The 15,773-nt window shown below is 49.6% G+C and carries 9 protein-coding genes, 3 tRNA genes and 2 rRNA genes; 8 read left to right on the top strand and 6 right to left on the bottom strand.

Annotated elements, in window-relative coordinates; all coding sequences use genetic code 11:
* The first annotated feature begins 32 nt into the window (after positions 1–32).
* The 6 genes from AC6R0S_RS01240 to mgtE all read left to right on the top strand — a co-directional run bounded on the left by AC6R0S_RS01240 (position 33) and on the right by mgtE (position 4,973).
* Entirely contained in the window at positions 33–1,520 is a 1,488-nt protein-coding gene (locus tag AC6R0S_RS01240) for an RNA polymerase factor sigma-54 (protein WP_500637057.1), read from the top strand.
* Positions 1,521–1,545: 25 nt separating this feature from the next.
* The gene (hpf, locus tag AC6R0S_RS01235; RefSeq protein WP_334553461.1) at positions 1,546–1,833 is read left to right on the top strand and encodes a ribosome hibernation promoting factor; all 288 of its coding nucleotides are present in this window, start codon (positions 1,546–1,548) and stop codon (positions 1,831–1,833) included.
* Positions 1,834–1,843: 10 nt separating this feature from the next.
* Positions 1,844–2,290, top strand: a complete 447-nt coding sequence (ptsN, locus tag AC6R0S_RS01230; RefSeq protein WP_334553460.1) for a PTS IIA-like nitrogen regulatory protein PtsN — start codon at positions 1,844–1,846, stop codon at positions 2,288–2,290.
* On the top strand, positions 2,290–3,153 hold the full coding sequence (rapZ, locus tag AC6R0S_RS01225) for an RNase adapter RapZ (protein WP_500627839.1): 864 nt from the start codon (positions 2,290–2,292) through the stop codon (positions 3,151–3,153). The genes ptsN and rapZ overlap by 1 nt, the downstream gene beginning before the upstream one ends.
* Positions 3,154–3,157: 4 nt before the next feature.
* Positions 3,158–3,436 carry an HPr family phosphocarrier protein gene (locus tag AC6R0S_RS01220; RefSeq protein ID WP_334553456.1) on the top strand — a complete coding sequence of 93 codons (279 nt, stop codon included), beginning with the start codon at positions 3,158–3,160 and terminating at the stop codon, positions 3,434–3,436.
* Positions 3,437–3,617: 181 nt separating this feature from the next.
* Positions 3,618–4,973, top strand: a complete 1,356-nt coding sequence (mgtE, locus tag AC6R0S_RS01215) for a magnesium transporter (protein WP_334553454.1) — start codon at positions 3,618–3,620, stop codon at positions 4,971–4,973.
* A 105-nt stretch (positions 4,974–5,078) separates the two neighbouring features.
* Here the strand turns inward: mgtE and metH are convergent, their stop codons facing one another.
* The gene (gene metH, locus AC6R0S_RS01210) at positions 5,079–8,759 is read right to left on the bottom strand and encodes a methionine synthase (protein ID WP_500637056.1); all 3,681 of its coding nucleotides are present in this window, start codon (positions 8,757–8,759) and stop codon (positions 5,079–5,081) included.
* A 169-nt stretch (positions 8,760–8,928) separates the two neighbouring features.
* Here metH and AC6R0S_RS01205 point away from each other — a divergent pair, with 169 nt between their 5' ends.
* Positions 8,929–10,206 carry a cation:proton antiporter gene (locus AC6R0S_RS01205; protein WP_500631414.1) on the top strand — a complete coding sequence of 426 codons (1,278 nt, stop codon included), beginning with the start codon at positions 8,929–8,931 and terminating at the stop codon, positions 10,204–10,206.
* A gap of 144 nt (positions 10,207–10,350) precedes the next feature.
* Positions 10,351–11,511, top strand: coding sequence for a GGDEF domain-containing protein (locus AC6R0S_RS01200; RefSeq protein WP_500637055.1), 1,161 nt, complete (start codon positions 10,351–10,353; stop codon positions 11,509–11,511).
* A gap of 341 nt (positions 11,512–11,852) precedes the next feature.
* Here AC6R0S_RS01200 and AC6R0S_RS01195 read toward each other — a convergent pair.
* The 5 genes from AC6R0S_RS01195 to AC6R0S_RS01175 all read right to left on the bottom strand — a co-directional run bounded on the left by AC6R0S_RS01195 (position 11,853) and on the right by AC6R0S_RS01175 (position 15,738).
* Positions 11,853–11,929: transfer RNA gene (locus AC6R0S_RS01195), tRNA-Asp, on the bottom strand.
* A 41-nt stretch (positions 11,930–11,970) separates the two neighbouring features.
* Positions 11,971–12,086 (bottom strand): 5S ribosomal RNA (gene rrf / locus AC6R0S_RS01190).
* A gap of 140 nt (positions 12,087–12,226) precedes the next feature.
* Positions 12,227–15,115: ribosomal RNA gene (locus AC6R0S_RS01185) — 23S ribosomal RNA — on the bottom strand.
* A gap of 377 nt (positions 15,116–15,492) precedes the next feature.
* A tRNA-Val gene (locus tag AC6R0S_RS01180) sits at positions 15,493–15,568 on the bottom strand.
* Positions 15,569–15,662: 94 nt separating this feature from the next.
* Positions 15,663–15,738, bottom strand: a tRNA-Lys gene (locus tag AC6R0S_RS01175).
* Positions 15,739–15,773: the final 35 nt, after the last annotated feature.

Below are 15,773 nucleotides of genomic sequence, written 5' to 3'. Positions count from 1 at the left end.
AAGTTCTCCAGCATTAAGGCAAGCATTACTGAATGAAACCCTCATTACAACTCAAGCTAGGACAGCAGTTAGCCATGACGCCACAATTGCAACAAGCGATTCGCTTATTGCAGTTGTCGACCTTGGATCTTCAACAAGAAATTCAGGAAGCATTAGACTCCAACCCACTACTCGAAGTGGAAGAGGCCAATGACGAGGTAAACGTTGAAGAAAAAAACCGTACTGAGGAAAAAGAGAGCCGCAACGAGGCGTCAGACTCGGATTCTGCAGAACCTGAATTTTCCGAGATCGAGACCCAAGACAGCTCCGAAATGATTGAAAAATCGGAAATCAGTAATGAGCTTGAAATCGATACTACATGGGATGATGTCTACAGCGCCAACACCGGCAGCACAGGGTTAGCCGTTGATGATGACATGCCGGTTTATCAGGGTGAAACCACCCAATCTCTCCAAGATTACTTGGTGTGGCAACTGGATCTGACCCCGTTTAGCGACACTGACCGCACCATAGCACTCGCGCTCATTGATGCCATTGATGACTACGGCTACCTCACCGTTTCACCGCAAGATATTCTCGACAGCTTCGACAATGAAGAGATCGAAATCGAAGAGATTGAAGCGGTGCGTAAACGCATCCAGCAATTTGACCCACTCGGCGTCGGCTCTGTGAACTTGCAAGATTGCTTGCTGCTGCAACTGGCGACCTTCCCTGAAGAGACCCCTTGGCTTGCGGAAGCGAAAAAGGTGCTGACCGATCATATTGATCAATTAGGTAACCGCGACTACAAACTGATCATTAAAGAGACTAAGCTCAAAGAAGCCGAGCTCAAAGAGACCTTAGCACTGATTCAACAGTTAGATCCTCGCCCTGGTAGCCGGATCGCTGAAGATCACGCCGAGTACGTTATCCCTGATGTGTCGGTGTACAAAGATCATGGCAAATGGGTGGTGACCATCAATCCCGACTCTGTGCCACGTTTGAAAGTCAACCAACAGTACGCGGCGCTCGGTAAAGGCAACAGTGCCGATAGCCAGTACATTCGCACCAATTTGCAAGAGGCGAAATGGCTGATCAAAAGCTTAGAAAGTAGAAATGAGACGCTACTCAAAGTTGCAAAATGTATTGTTGAACATCAACACGATTTCTTTGAGTATGGCGAAGAAGCCATGAAGCCGATGGTATTGAACGACGTCGCATTAGCGGTTGATATGCACGAGTCCACCATCTCACGGGTTACGACACAAAAGTATATGCACACCCCTCGTGGCATTTTTGAGTTGAAATATTTCTTCTCTAGCCATGTCAGTACCGACAATGGCGGAGAGTGCTCATCCACTGCAATCCGAGCACTCATTAAGAAGCTGGTCGCTGCCGAAAACAGCGCCAAACCTCTTAGTGACAGTAAGATTGCAGCACTACTCGCTGACCAAGGAATTCAGGTCGCAAGGCGGACAATAGCTAAGTACCGTGAATCTCTAGGGATCGCCCCGTCGAGTCAGCGTAAACGCCTGCTATAAGGCCAACAACCGAGAAGGAAAGTCTATGCAAATTAATATTACCGGTCATCACGTCGAGCTCACCGATGCAATGCAAGACTACGTAAACGAAAAGTTTCAAAAGCTAGAGCGGTTCTTCGATCACATCAACAACGTCCATGTGGTACTTCGAGTTGAAAAAGTCCGTCAGATCGCTGAAGCTACCCTTCACGTAAACCAAGGCGACATTCACGCCTCTTCAGACGAAGAAAACATGTACGCGGCGATCGATTCGTTGGTCGATAAACTCGTGCGTCAATTGAACAAGCACAAAGAAAAGCTAAATACCCACTAAGTCCATAACCATGCAACTACGCGAAATCCTTACACTGGACTGCACGAAAAGTGCAGTTCAGTGCACCAGCAAAAAACGAGCCCTAGAAATGATCAGTGAAATTGTGGCTGATAAAACAGGCCAAAGTTCCACTGAATTATTCGAATGTATGCTCAGCCGCGAAAAAATGGGCAGTACTGGCATAGGAAATGGAATTGCCATTCCCCATGCTCGTATGCAATCGAGCGACAAAGCGATTGCCGTTCTACTGCAATGCGAATCGCCGGTCGAATTTGATTCCATCGACAATCGCCCTGTCGATCTGATGTTTGCGCTTCTGGTCCCTGACGAGCAGTGCAAAGAGCATTTGAAAACCCTCTCGAGTATGGCAGAACGCCTCAACGACAAACAGGTCCTCAAACAGCTGCGCAAAGCTCAGTCTGATCAAGAACTCTACGACATCATGGTAAATCAGTAATGCGCTTAATTGTGGTCAGCGGTCAATCGGGGGCCGGGAAAAGCGTGGCACTGCGTGTCTTAGAAGACCTCGGATACTATTGCGTCGACAATCTACCGGTGGATCTTTTGGATGTGTTTATCCAGAGAGTGCAGACCAGCAAACAGAGCGTTGCAGTCAGCATTGATATCCGCAACCTGCCCTCAGAGCCAACACTACTGGAAGACATCCTGACCAAACTTAAGCAATCATCGGATGCCAGCGTGTTGTTTCTCGATGCCAACAAAGAAACGTTACTCAAACGCTACAGTGAAACGCGCCGCATTCACCCGCTGACGTTAACCCAGCACAACACCTCCCTTGAGCAAGCGATCGAAAAAGAGAAATGCCTCCTCGCCCCGCTCAAAGAGCAAGCCGACTTGATCATCGACAGCAGCAGCCAATCATTGCATGAGCTGAGCGAAACCGTGCGCATGCGCGTGGAAGGCCGCGAACGCAAAGATTTGGTGATGGTGTTTCAGTCGTTTGGTTTTAAATATGGCCTACCTTCTGATGCCGACTACGTGTTCGATGTGCGCTTTTTACCTAACCCACATTGGGATCCGTCGCTCCGGCCGTTGACTGGCCTCGATACGCCAATCAAATCGTTTTTAGAGCAGCATCAAGAGGTGCTGGAGTTAAAACGACAAATCCAAGGATTTATTGAGCAGTGGTTGCCGCTGCTTGAAAAAAATAATCGCAGCTACCTCACCGTAGCCATAGGTTGCACCGGCGGGAAACATCGCTCGGTCTACCTCACTCAGCAGATTGGCGAGTACTTTGCCCAGCTGGGCCATCAGGTCCAAATTCGTCATACCTCTCTAGAGAAACATCACAAGGAATAGCCGTATGCAGCAAGAGAGCAGAACCGTCCTCATTCAAAATCGACTTGGCCTTCATGCTCGTGCTGCCGTCAAATTGGTCGAGCTTGCTCAATCCTTCGATGCCGTGCTCACCATCCAAAACCCTGAAGGCAAAGAAGCCACCGCAGACAGTGTGATGGGTCTACTGATGCTTGAGTCCGCTCAAGGTGAACACGTGACGATCAGCGCAGAAGGCAGCGATGCCTCACCCGCCTTAGAAGCGGTCTGCTCGCTGATCGAAGACAAGTTCGACGAAGAGGAATAACACCGACTCGGTCCTCACTCGCACACGCTACCTTTTAATTCCCCCCTTAGAATGCCACTCGCCTTCCATTCATCACGTGGGTGCACTTTTCTCCTCGGCAAAGTCGTATCATGAGGTTACTTAACGTAAGATTTAAGTTACTATTCAAACCATTGTGAACCATTAGAGTCAGGGGGAATCCATGGCCGAGCAAATTGAATTCGATCAAGCTCACCAAGCCCTGCAAGAAGTATCTGAAGCGCTCGAAAACGGCCGCTTCGTCCATGTCCGTCGCCAATTGCAGGACATGGAACCCGAAGATATCGCCCATCTCCTCGAAGCCTCACCTCGTAAAAGCCGTGAAGTCCTTTGGCAACTCACCGATCCAGAAGATTACGGTGAAATCCTCGACGAGCTCAACGAAGACGTCAAAGACGACTTGGTGTCCAAAATGGCACCAGAAAAGCTCGCCGAAGCCACCGAAGGGATGGACACCGATGATGTCGCTTACGTACTGCGAAGCCTACCGGATGATCTCTCTAGAGAAGTTCTGTCCCAAATGGATTCGACAGAGCGTCTACGCATTGAAACCGCGCTCTCTTACCCAGAGGACTCAGCCGGTGGTCTAATGAATACCGATGTCATCACCATTCGTGGTGATGTCGATGTGGATGTCGTGCTGCGTTATCTGCGCATGAAAGGCGAGCTTCCAGAAGCGACGGATGCCTTGTATGTCATTGATGAAGAGAACCACCTTATTGGTGAACTGCCCATTACCACGCTGATTACGACTCAGCCCGACATCAAAGTCGCCGAAGTAATGGAAGATGCGGATGAAGCCATCGAAGTGACCATGAGCGACTCCGACGTCGCCAGCTTGTTTGAACGCCGTAATTGGGTCTCAGCGCCGGTTATCGATGAGAACAAACATCTGGTTGGGCGTATTACCATCGATGATGTGGTCGATGTCATCCGAGAAGATGCCGAGCACTCCATGATGAGTATGGCCGGTATGGACGACGACGAAGATACCTTTGCGCCCGTGGTCAAATCAGCCCGAAAACGCAGCATTTGGCTTGGGGCCAATGTGTTAGCGGCGCTTGCAGCGGCCTCGGTATCGAACATGTTTGAAGCCACACTCGAGCAGATGGCCGCTATTGCCGTCTTGATGACCATAGTGCCTTCGATGGGCGGCGTAGCAGGCAATCAGACGGTCGCGCTCGTCATCCGTGGCTTGGCATTGGGCCATATCGGTGACGCCAACAAACGTGAACTATTAATGAAAGAAGCCGCCATCGGTCTGCTTAACGGCATTTTGTGGGCATTGATCATCGGCGGGATCGTGATTGCTTGGAAAGGCGACTGGATGCTTGGAGGCATCATCTCTGCCGCCATGCTCACCAACCTGTTTGTTGCCGGTGTGGCTGGCGTAATGATTCCAGTGCTGCTGAAAAAAATGAACATCGACCCTGCATTGGCAGGCGGCATGGCGCTCACTACTGTCACCGACGTCATAGGTCTGTCGGTCTTTTTAGGCTTAGCGACGCTGTTTGTTTAACTCAGCCGCCAACAGATATTCAACAGATATTTCAAAAAGACAAAGCGCGACCCAAGGGCCGCGCTTTTTGTTTGTGACACTCAGCGCAAGTGCTAAGAGAGCAGGTTACCCATTGATGTTGGGACCAAGCCACTTCTCCGCTTCCAACATGTCCCAACCTTTGCGCTGTGCATAGCTCTCCACCTGATCTTGCTGGATTTGAGCAACGGCAAAGTAGCGCGAGTCAGGGTGAGAGAAGTACCAACCCGAGACAGAAGCGCCAGGGAACATCGCATAGCTCGACGTCAGCGTCATGCCTATGGTGTTTTCAACGTCCATGAGTTCCCAAATTGCGCCCTTCTCTGTGTGCTCAGGACACGCAGGATAGCCCGGTGCAGGACGAATGCCTTGGTATTTCTCGCGAATCAACTCCTCGTTGGATAAGTTCTCATCGGCCGCGTAGCCCCAGATCTCTTTGCGCACCCGCTCATGCAAGTACTCGGCGAACGCTTCGGCCAAACGGTCTGCCACCGCCTGAATCATAATGGCATTGTAATCATCCCCTTGCGCTTTGTATTCATCGGCCAACTCACGCTCATTGATGCCACCTGTCACCGCAAACGCGCCAATCCAATCCGCTTTACCGGATGATTTCGGTGCGATGTAATCCGACAAACAGTAGTTGTAACCTTTAGGTTTTTCCGTCTGTTGACGTAAGTTGTGCAACACTTTAGCCACCTCGGTACGCGACTCATCGGTGTACACTTCAATGTCATCGCCAACGCTGGCCGCTGGGAACAAAGCACACATGCCCCGGGCTTGCATCAAGCCCTCTTTTTCAACGCGATCCAACAGAGCGTTGGCATCTTCGAACAAGCGTTTCGCCTCTTCACCGACCTCTTCATGGTCAAAGATTGCTGGGTATTTACCGACCAAGGACCACGTCATAAAGAATGGCGTCCAATCGATGTATTGGCGCAGCGTTGCAATATCAAAATCATCAAACACATGCACACCGGGTTTCAAAGGGACCGGCGGCGTGTAGCTTTGCCAATCAATTGCCACTTTATTGCTTTGCGCCTGCTCTAAGCTTACCGGCTTAGTGCGGGGTTTCTTACGGTTATGTTGATCGCGCACCACGTCGTAGTCCGCTTGCAGCTTTTCAACAAACGCTGGCTTTAACGTCTCAGACAACAGTGAGGAACAGACCCCGACCGCTCGTGAGGCATTATTCACATACACCACAGGTTGTGAGTAATTTTGCTCAATTTTCACTGCGGTATGCGCTTTCGATGTGGTCGCGCCACCAATCAAGAGTGGCAAATCGAAGTTGAGGCGCTCCATTTCTTTGGCGACATGCACCATTTCGTCCAACGATGGGGTGATCAGGCCAGACAAACCAATGATGTCTACCTTCTCTTCTTTTGCGACTTTTAGGATTTGCTCGCACGGCACCATCACACCTAAGTCGATAATTTCGTAGTTATTACACTGCAGCACCACACCAACGATGTTTTTACCTATGTCGTGAACATCGCCTTTTACCGTCGCCAGCAGAATCTTACCGTTGGTCGAGCCGGCTTGTTTCTCTGCATTAATGTACGGCTCTAGGTGAGCCACGGCTTGCTTCATCACACGCGCGGATTTCACCACTTGAGGAAGGAACATTTTCCCTTCACCAAACAGGTCTCCAACCACGTTCATGCCATCCATCAGTGGCCCTTCGATGACCTCAAGAGGCTTGCTCGCATTGATTCGCGCCTCTTCTGTATCGTCAACAATAAACTCGGTGATGCCTTTCACTAGCGCATGTTCCAAACGCTTTTCAACAGGCCATGTGCGCCATTTCAGTGCTGAGGCATCCTCTTCTTTGCCGACCCCTTTTTCGGCGTATTCGCCGGCAATATCCAATAAGCGCTCGGTGGCATCAGAGCGGCGGTTAAGCACCACATCCTCTACCGCTTCACGCAGCTTGTCTGGAACGTTGTCATAAATTTCTAACTGACCGGCGTTGACGATGCCCATGTCCATGCCGTTCTTGAAACAATGGTAGAGGAACACCGCATGAATTGCTTCGCGTACATAGTTATTACCGCGAAACGAGAACGACACGTTGGATACGCCACCTGAAATCATCGCATACGGCAGATCGCGTTTGATGTCTGCTACGGCTTCAATGAAATCGACGGCGTAGTTGTTGTGCTCTTCAATACCGGTGGCCACCGCGAAGATGTTCGGGTCAAAAATGATGTCTTCCGGTGGGAAGCCCACTTCGTCAACCAAAATACGATACGCGTTAGTACAGATCTGAAGTTTACGCTCACGCGTCTCCGCCTGACCCACTTCATCAAATGCCATCACAATCACAGCGGCGCCGTAGCGTCGGATCAGCTTGGCCTGCTCAATGAATTTCTCTTTGCCTTCTTTGAGCGAGATCGAGTTAACGATGCCTTTGCCTTGGATGCATTTCAGACCCGCTTCAATCACCTCCCACTTCGACGAGTCGACCATAATCGGCACACGGGAGATTTCAGGCTCAGAGGCGCACAAGTTAAGGAAGCGCACCATGCAGGCCTGCGCATCAAGCATGCCTTCGTCCATATTGATATCGATGATTTGTGCACCGTTTTCCACTTGCTGACGTGCCACTTCCAGCGCTTCATCATACTGCTCTTCTTTAATAAGGCGCTTGAATCGTGCCGAGCCCGTGACGTTAGTTCGCTCGCCGACGTTAATAAATAGCGTCTCTTTCTCAATAGTGAGCGGCTCTAACCCTGACAAACGGCACGCGACGGGGAGCTCTGGCAGCGCGCGCGGTGTTACACCATCGACCACACGAGCCATTTCACGAATATGCTCTGGTGTGGTACCACAACAGCCACCAATTAAGTTAAGAAAGCCGCTTTTCGCCCACTCCTCAACATGTTGCGCCATCTCTTGTGGCGACAAGTCATACTCACCAAACGCATTCGGCAAACCGGCGTTTGGGTGCGCCGAGACAAAAGACTCCGCAATACGCGAGAGTTCATCGACGTATGGACGCAGTTCATCAGGGCCAAGTGCACAGTTCAAGCCAAACGATAACGGTCTAACGTGACGCAGTGAGTTGTAAAAAGCTTCGGTAGTCTGGCCAGAGAGCGTACGTCCAGAGGCATCGGTAATCGTCCCTGAAATCATCACAGGCAGGGTAATGCCGAGCTCTTCAAATACGCTATCAACGGCAAACGCACACGCTTTGGCGTTGAGGGTGTCAAAGATGGTTTCGATAAGAATCAGATCGCTGCCGCCTTTGATTAGGGCGCGAGTCGACTCAGAGTACGCCTCGACCAACTGATCAAAGCTGACGTTGCGATAACCTGGGTCGTTCACATCAGGAGAGATGGAACAGGTTCGGTTGGTTGGGCCCAATACGCCCGCGACATAGCGAGGTTTGTCCGGCGTTTTTGCCGTCCATTCATCGGCCGCCTCACGTGCAAGTTGGGCCGCTGCGAAGTTAATCTCTTCGCTTAAACTCTGCATGTCGTAGTCGGCCATCGCAATCGTGGTGGCATTAAAGGTATTGGTTTCGAGAATATCCGCACCGGCTTCTAAATAGGCGCTGTGGATCTCTTTGATCAATGTAGGCTGAGTCAACACCAACAGATCGTTGTTCCCTTTTAAATCACAATGCCAATCGGCGAAACGCGTACCACGATAATCTTGCTCTTCGAGCTTGTAACCTTGGATCATGGTGCCCATACCACCATCGATCAAAAGTATTCGTTGTTGCAATTGCGCTTCGATTTGCTGCCTTACATTACTTCCCACAGTACTGCCTCATTCCTTTCGTTATTTCCCCATCCTATCACAGATCAAAAAGGAGTCTAGACGTCTAAACGGTAAAAATACGTCTCACACCACGGGTAAAAATCATTTGCTATTTGAACAAGTCAGTAACAAAATTCTTGTTCATAATTTGTTACATACTGGAACGCTCATGTCAGTCTACTACACACTCTGCTTTTTATCGGCTGCGGCAATGCTGATTGCCTTTGTAAACAGCAAGATAGGTAAAATGCAGACCACCATCGCCATCACAGCGGGCTCTATGGTGCTGTCGTTACTCATTTTGGTTGCAGGCCAAAATGATTGGTTCCAACTGACAGACATTGCGTCAAAGACGGTCGCCAGCATCAACTTCGAAGATTTTTTGTTGAAGGGGATTCTCGGCTTTCTCCTCTTCGCTGGCGGATTGGGTATCAAACTGCCCAACCTTAAAGATCAAAAATGGGAGATCACTGTCTTAGCCTTGGGCGCCACGCTGTTTTCGACGTTCTTCATCGGATTTGGTCTTTATGCTTTTTGCCAATGGCTGCACATTCCGTTTGATCTGGTGTACTGCTTACTCTTCGGGGCACTGATCTCTCCGACGGACCCGATTGCCGTGTTAGCGATTGTCAAAAAGCTCGATGCCCCCAAACGTATCTCGACCCAAATTGAGGGAGAGTCCCTTTTTAATGACGGCTTTGGCTTGGTCATTTTCGTCACTCTTTACACTATCGCTTTTGGTCACGACACGCCAACACTAGGCAGCGTCGCCTTGCTGTTCGCACAAGAAGCGATAGGTGGCATTGTGTATGGCTTTGCCTTAGGGCTCTTGTTCCACTACCTGATCAGCGCGACCGACGATCACTCTATGGAGCTGCTGCTGACCATCGGCATTCCCACTGCAGGTTATGCCTTTGCCGAGATTTTGCATGTGTCGGGCCCGTTAGCAATGGTGGTATCAGGAATCATGATCGGTAACTGGACGCGCTTTATCGGCTTTTCAAAAGAGAGTGAAGATCACCTCGACCATTTCTGGGAGCTGATCGATGAATTCCTTAACGGGGTCTTGTTCCTTTTGATCGGTATGTCGATGTTGCTGTTTGAATTCCATCAAGAAGACTGGATCATGATGGCGGTCGCCGTTCCTTTGGTCTTGCTTTCGCGTTATCTGAGCGTGTTTTTCTCTTACGTAGGGTTTAAGCGCTATCGCACCTACAACCCTTGGTCCATCAAAATCCTTACCTGGGGCGGCCTAAGAGGTGGATTAGCGCTGGCCATGGCACTCTCCATTCCCTCTGGCATTTGGGTCATTCAAGATAAGCTGATTGACGTTAAAGAGATCATCCTGGTTATGACTTACTCTGTAGTGGTATTTTCCATCTTAGTGCAAGGCTCTACCATTACCCCAATGATAGAGAAAGCCAAACGGGCAGAACAGCAAGCCTAATCGATGCAGCATAGTGCATAAGTGCCAGCGAAATACGCTGGCATTTTTCTACCTGTATCGGATAAATGACATCCGATTGCAGCTATCGCCAAGCAAAATGTCTACTATGACTCTTCGATAGGCGCCCCCATCTTTGGCTACATTATGGAAATCCTCTCTTTAGACATTCGCACACTTAACTTCACGGTTATCGTCTTCTCCTTTATTTATTCTTCAGGCTTGTTCTTTTATCAAACCTCGCAGAAACAAGTTCTTGGACTAAACCGACTGGCCGCTGGCATCTTTATGATTGGCTTAGGGCCGATGTTTTTAGGTTTTCGAGGAACCGCGCCAGAGTGGCTGACCATAGTGCTCGCCAATACCCTCATCATGCTGGGTTTTCTTTTTACCGTAAAAGGCATCTGCGCGATTCGCGCCTATCACAGTAAAGGAGTGCGATGGCTAGAGGGGGCATTGCTGCTAGCAGGTCTACTGTTTGTTTTCTTTACCTATGTAACGCCATCCATCAATGCCCGTATTCTTATCTTAAGCGCCTACCTCAGCGCCTCCTGTTTTTTCGCGGCTTGGGCACTGCTTAAGGGCGAGAAGGACGATGCCAAGTTTCCTCTTCTCATGATGGTGATTCCATTTGTCAGCTATGGCAGTTTTATGGCTTTTCGCCTCGTCTATACCGCGCTGGGGCCTACAATTAGCAGTTATATGAGTTCTGGACTGATTCATGCCCTGACCTACCTATTCTGCATCATATTAATGGTTGCCATTAGCCTGAGCATGTTATGGCTCATCAATGCGAGATTGCTCGACTCCATCCATCAGTTGTCACAAAAGGATCCATTGACAGGACTCTATAACCGACGAGCGATGGACTCGTTACTGCCTTCTCTAGTTTGTCAATCGAAAGAGGAACATCTGCCCCTTAGCGTGATAATGACCGATATCGATAACTTCAAACAGATTAACGATGAGCTAGGGCATCTGGTGGGAGACAAAACCATTGAGAAAGTCGCCAAGCTTATGCAGCACTCTCTACCAGACTCGGTTTTGGCAATACGTTTTGGCGGTGATGAGTTTATGCTACTGTTACCCAAGCACACAGCGGAAGAAGCGATTCAACAAGCAGAACTATTGAGGCAAAAGGTGTCGCTGAACCCTATCGTCAGTAGTGTTCATCTTGATTGCACCATGAGCTTTGGCGTCGCAGAACTCAAACGCAGTGACTCGGTGGATGACCTACTCTCCAATGCCGATATTGCCCTCTATGAAGCCAAAAATGGTGGACGAAACCAAGTGGTTGTTGCCCAGTGACCGCAACCATTTGTTGAGAAGCCTGCCTATAGCAGGGCTTCTCACATCTATACTGTCTGTACAAAGGTGACATTCAGAAAGCGGGAGCTGACCCATAGAAACTAGAGACTTCGACTCTGCTGAAAACGCTGAGTTGATGGCAATTTGTATTGCTTTGATGCGAAGAAGCCTACTTTTCTACCTGTAGTAGTACAGCTGGATACGAGTTGCTGGCTGAGCAGGGGAGAGTAGATGGTCCAGCATTCCGTGGTCTGGCATTCCGGCCTGCGAAAAAGTGCACAGCACTTTCGGGAGCGTTAAACGTAAAAAAGCCCAGTCTTTCGACTAGGCTTTCTAATAAGTGGCGGAGTGGACGGGACTCGAACCCGCGACCCCCGGCGTGACAGGCCGGTATTCTAACCAACTGAACTACCACTCCGCAGTGGTATCACTCGCCTAAGCAAGTGTCCATAATTTGAAGCCTGGCGATGTCCTACTCTCACATGGGGAAACCCCACACTACCATCGGCGCTAATTCGTTTCACTTCTGAGTTCGGCATGGAATCAGGTGGGTCCAAATCGCTATGGTCGCCAAGCAAATTTTGTTAAAGTTCTTAGAAGTTAGTGCCTAGTGCCTAGCCCCTAGTTCCTAGAACTTAATAATTCGGAAAGCTGTTTACGTTCTTACACATTCAATGTTCTTTTATTGAGTCCATCAAAACCCTTTGGGTGTTGTATGGTTAAGCCTCACGGGCAATTAGTACAGGTTAGCTCAACGCCTCACAGCGCTTACACACCCTGCCTATCAACGTTCTAGTCTCGAACAACCCTTAAGGATACTTAAAGTATCAGGGAAGACTCATCTCAGGGCTCGCTTCCCGCTTAGATGCTTTCAGCGGTTATCGATTCCGAACTTAGCTACCGGGCAATGCGTCTGGCGACACAACCCGAACACCAGAGGTTCGTCCACTCCGGTCCTCTCGTACTAGGAGCAGCCCCCTTCAATCTTCCAACGCCCACGGCAGATAGGGACCGAACTGTCTCACGACGTTCTAAACCCAGCTCGCGTACCACTTTAAATGGCGAACAGCCATACCCTTGGGACCGACTTCAGCCCCAGGATGTGATGAGCCGACATCGAGGTGCCAAACACCGCCGTCGATATGAACTCTTGGGCGGTATCAGCCTGTTATCCCCGGAGTACCTTTTATCCGTTGAGCGATGGCCCTTCCATTCAGAACCACCGGATCACTATGACCTGCTTTCGCACCTGCTCGAATTGTCATTCTCGCAGTCAAGCGGGCTTATGCCATTGCACTAACCTCACGATGTCCAACCGTGATTAGCCCACCTTCGTGCTCCTCCGTTACTCTTTGGGAGGAGACCGCCCCAGTCAAACTACCCACCAGGCACTGTCCTCACCCCGGATAACGGGGCTAAGTTAGAACATCAAACATACAAGGGTGGTATTTCAAGGTCGGCTCCACAGATACTGGCGTACCTGCTTCAAAGCCTCCCACCTATCCTACACATGTAGGCTCAATGTTCAGTGCCAAGCTGTAGTAAAGGTTCACGGGGTCTTTCCGTCTAGCCGCGGGTACACTGCATCTTCACAGCGATTTCAATTTCACTGAGTCTCGGGTGGAGACAGCGTGGCCATCATTACGCCATTCGTGCAGGTCGGAACTTACCCGACAAGGAATTTCGCTACCTTAGGACCGTTATAGTTACGGCCGCCGTTTACCGGGGCTTCGATCAAGAGCTTCGACCGAAGTCTAACCCCATCAATTAACCTTCCGGCACCGGGCAGGCGTCACACCGTATACGTCATCTTACGATTTTGCACAGTGCTGTGTTTTTAATAAACAGTTGCAGCCACCTGGTATCTGCGACTCTCAATAGCTCCATCCGCGAGGGACTTCACCGTCAAGAGCGTACCTTCTCCCGAAGTTACGGTACCATTTTGCCTAGTTCCTTCACCCGAGTTCTCTCAAGCGCCTTGGTATTCTCTACCCGACCACCTGTGTCGGTTTGGGGTACGATTCCAACTTATCTGAAGCTTAGAGGCTTTTCCTGGAAGCATGGCATCAATGACTTCACGCCCTTGGGCGCTCGACATCGTGTCTCAGCCTTAAAGAGAGCCGGATTTACCTAACTCTCAAGCCTACGCACTTGAACCTGGACAACCGTCGCCAGGCCCACCTAGCCTTCTCCGTCCCCCCATCGCAATAAGTTGAAGTACGGGAATATTAACCCGTTTCCCATCGACTACGCCTTTCGGCCTCGCCTTAGGGGTCGACTTACCCTGCCCCGATTAACGTTGGACAGGAACCCTTGGTCTTCCGGCGTGGAGGTTTTTCACCCCCATTATCGTTACTCATGTCAGCATTCGCACTTCTGATACCTCCAGCATGCTTTACAACACACCTTCAACGGCTTACAGAACGCTCCCCTACCCAATACCTAAAAGGTATTGCCGCAGCTTCGGTTTATTACTTAGCCCCGTTACATCTTCCGCGCAGGCCGACTCGACTAGTGAGCTATTACGCTTTCTTTAAATGATGGCTGCTTCTAAGCCAACATCCTAGCTGTCTAAGCCTTCCCACATCGTTTCCCACTTAGTAATAATTTGGGACCTTAGCTGGCGGTCTGGGTTGTTTCCCTCTCCACGACGGACGTTAGCACCCGCCGTGTGTCTCCCGGATAGTACTTACTGGTATTCGGAGTTTGCAAAGGGTTGGTAAGTCGGGATGACCCCCTAGCCTTAACAGTGCTCTACCCCCAGTAGTATTCGTCCGAGGCGCTACCTAAATAGCTTTCGGGGAGAACCAGCTATCTCCAGGTTTGATTGGCCTTTCACCCCTAGCCACAAGTCATCCGCTAATTTTTCAACATTAGTCGGTTCGGTCCTCCAGTTGATGTTACTCAACCTTCAACCTGCCCATGGCTAGATCACCTGGTTTCGGGTCTATATCCAGAGACTGAGCGCCCAGTTAAGACTCGGTTTCCCTACGGCTCCCCTAGATGGTTAACCTTGCCACTGAATATAAGTCGCTGACCCATTATACAAAAGGTACGCAGTCACACCACGAAGGTGCTCCTACTGCTTGTACGTACACGGTTTCAGGTTCTATTTCACTCCCCTCACAGGGGTTCTTTTCGCCTTTCCCTCACGGTACTGGTTCACTATCGGTCAGTCAGTAGTATTTAGCCTTGGAGGATGGTCCCCCCATATTCAGACAGGATATCACGTGTCCCGCCCTACTCGATTTCACTGAATGTGCGTTGTCAACTACGGGGCTATCACCCTTTATTGCCGGACTTTCCAGACCGTTCGTCTAACGCATATAAAGCTTAAGGGCTAGTCCAATTTCGCTCGCCGCTACTTTCGGAATCTCGGTTGATTTCTTTTCCTCGGGGTACTTAGATGTTTCAGTTCCCCCGGTTCGCCTCGTTATGCTATGTATTCACATAACGATACCTGCTTATGCAGGTGGGTTTCCCCATTCGGAAATCCCAGACTCAAGTGGTTTTTACTACCTAATCTGGGCTTATCGCAAGTTAATACGTCCTTCATCGCCTCTGACTGCCAAGGCATCCACCGTGTACGCTTAGTCACTTAACCATACAACCCCAAAGGGTCTTATTGGCTCATTTACTTTCAGTTTGAAAAGTGAAAACAAACTAAGCAACCAAAGTTGTCTGCAATTATTTAAACATGATGCAGACTCGATTTTGCCGGACTCAAATATGTTTTGTTTTACTGAAACAGTAAGACAAAACCCAAGAACACTTGAATGTGTTTTTGTGTATTCATGTATATGAATACTTTGAGAACTTTACAAACAACAATAAATTGTTGTTTTGTCAGCTTTCCAAATTGTTAAAGAGCATGATTCTTCCGAAGAAGGTCATTTTCTAAAGACTTTCGGCGTCAAAAAAACCAACCACATACGAATTACTGAAGTGGTTTGGAATTTCTATCCAAAAACATTTAGAGAATGGTGGGCGATACCGGGCTCGAACCAGTGACCCCCTGCTTGTAAGGCAGGTGCTCTCCCAACTGAGCTAATCGCCCACATTATGTGGTTACTTTTTTCTTAGGCAAGGCAAGTTGTAAGGCCGTGTACAAAAATACACAACGAGCAACTTAACGCCGCATAAGAGAAAAGTGGTGGGTCGTGCAGGATTCGAACCTGCGACCAATTGATTAAAAGTCAACTGCTCTACCAACTGAGCTAACGACCCGTGGTATCCCGTAGGGGAGTCGAACCCCTGTTACC

The sequence above is a fragment of the Vibrio sp. R15-SG3-ISO1B genome, assembly GCF_059833835.1.
The sequence above is the reverse complement of the archived record's forward strand: the minus strand, read 5'-3'. Positions and strand labels throughout refer to the sequence as shown.

What these genes read in the sequence shown, in the direction of transcription:
- AC6R0S_RS01240 (WP_500637057.1), top strand. Translation starts at nt 33, where the DNA reads ATGAAACCCTCATTACAACTCAAGCTAGGACAGCAGTTAGCCATGACG.
- hpf (WP_334553461.1), top strand. Translation starts at nt 1,546, where the DNA reads ATGCAAATTAATATTACCGGTCATCACGTCGAGCTCACCGATGCAATG.
- ptsN (WP_334553460.1), top strand. Translation starts at nt 1,844, where the DNA reads ATGCAACTACGCGAAATCCTTACACTGGACTGCACGAAAAGTGCAGTT.
- rapZ (WP_500627839.1), top strand. Translation starts at nt 2,290, where the DNA reads ATGCGCTTAATTGTGGTCAGCGGTCAATCGGGGGCCGGGAAAAGCGTG.
- AC6R0S_RS01220 (WP_334553456.1), top strand. Translation starts at nt 3,158, where the DNA reads ATGCAGCAAGAGAGCAGAACCGTCCTCATTCAAAATCGACTTGGCCTT.
- mgtE (WP_334553454.1), top strand. Translation starts at nt 3,618, where the DNA reads ATGGCCGAGCAAATTGAATTCGATCAAGCTCACCAAGCCCTGCAAGAA.
- AC6R0S_RS01205 (WP_500631414.1), top strand. Translation starts at nt 8,929, where the DNA reads ATGTCAGTCTACTACACACTCTGCTTTTTATCGGCTGCGGCAATGCTG.
- AC6R0S_RS01200 (WP_500637055.1), top strand. Translation starts at nt 10,351, where the DNA reads ATGGAAATCCTCTCTTTAGACATTCGCACACTTAACTTCACGGTTATC.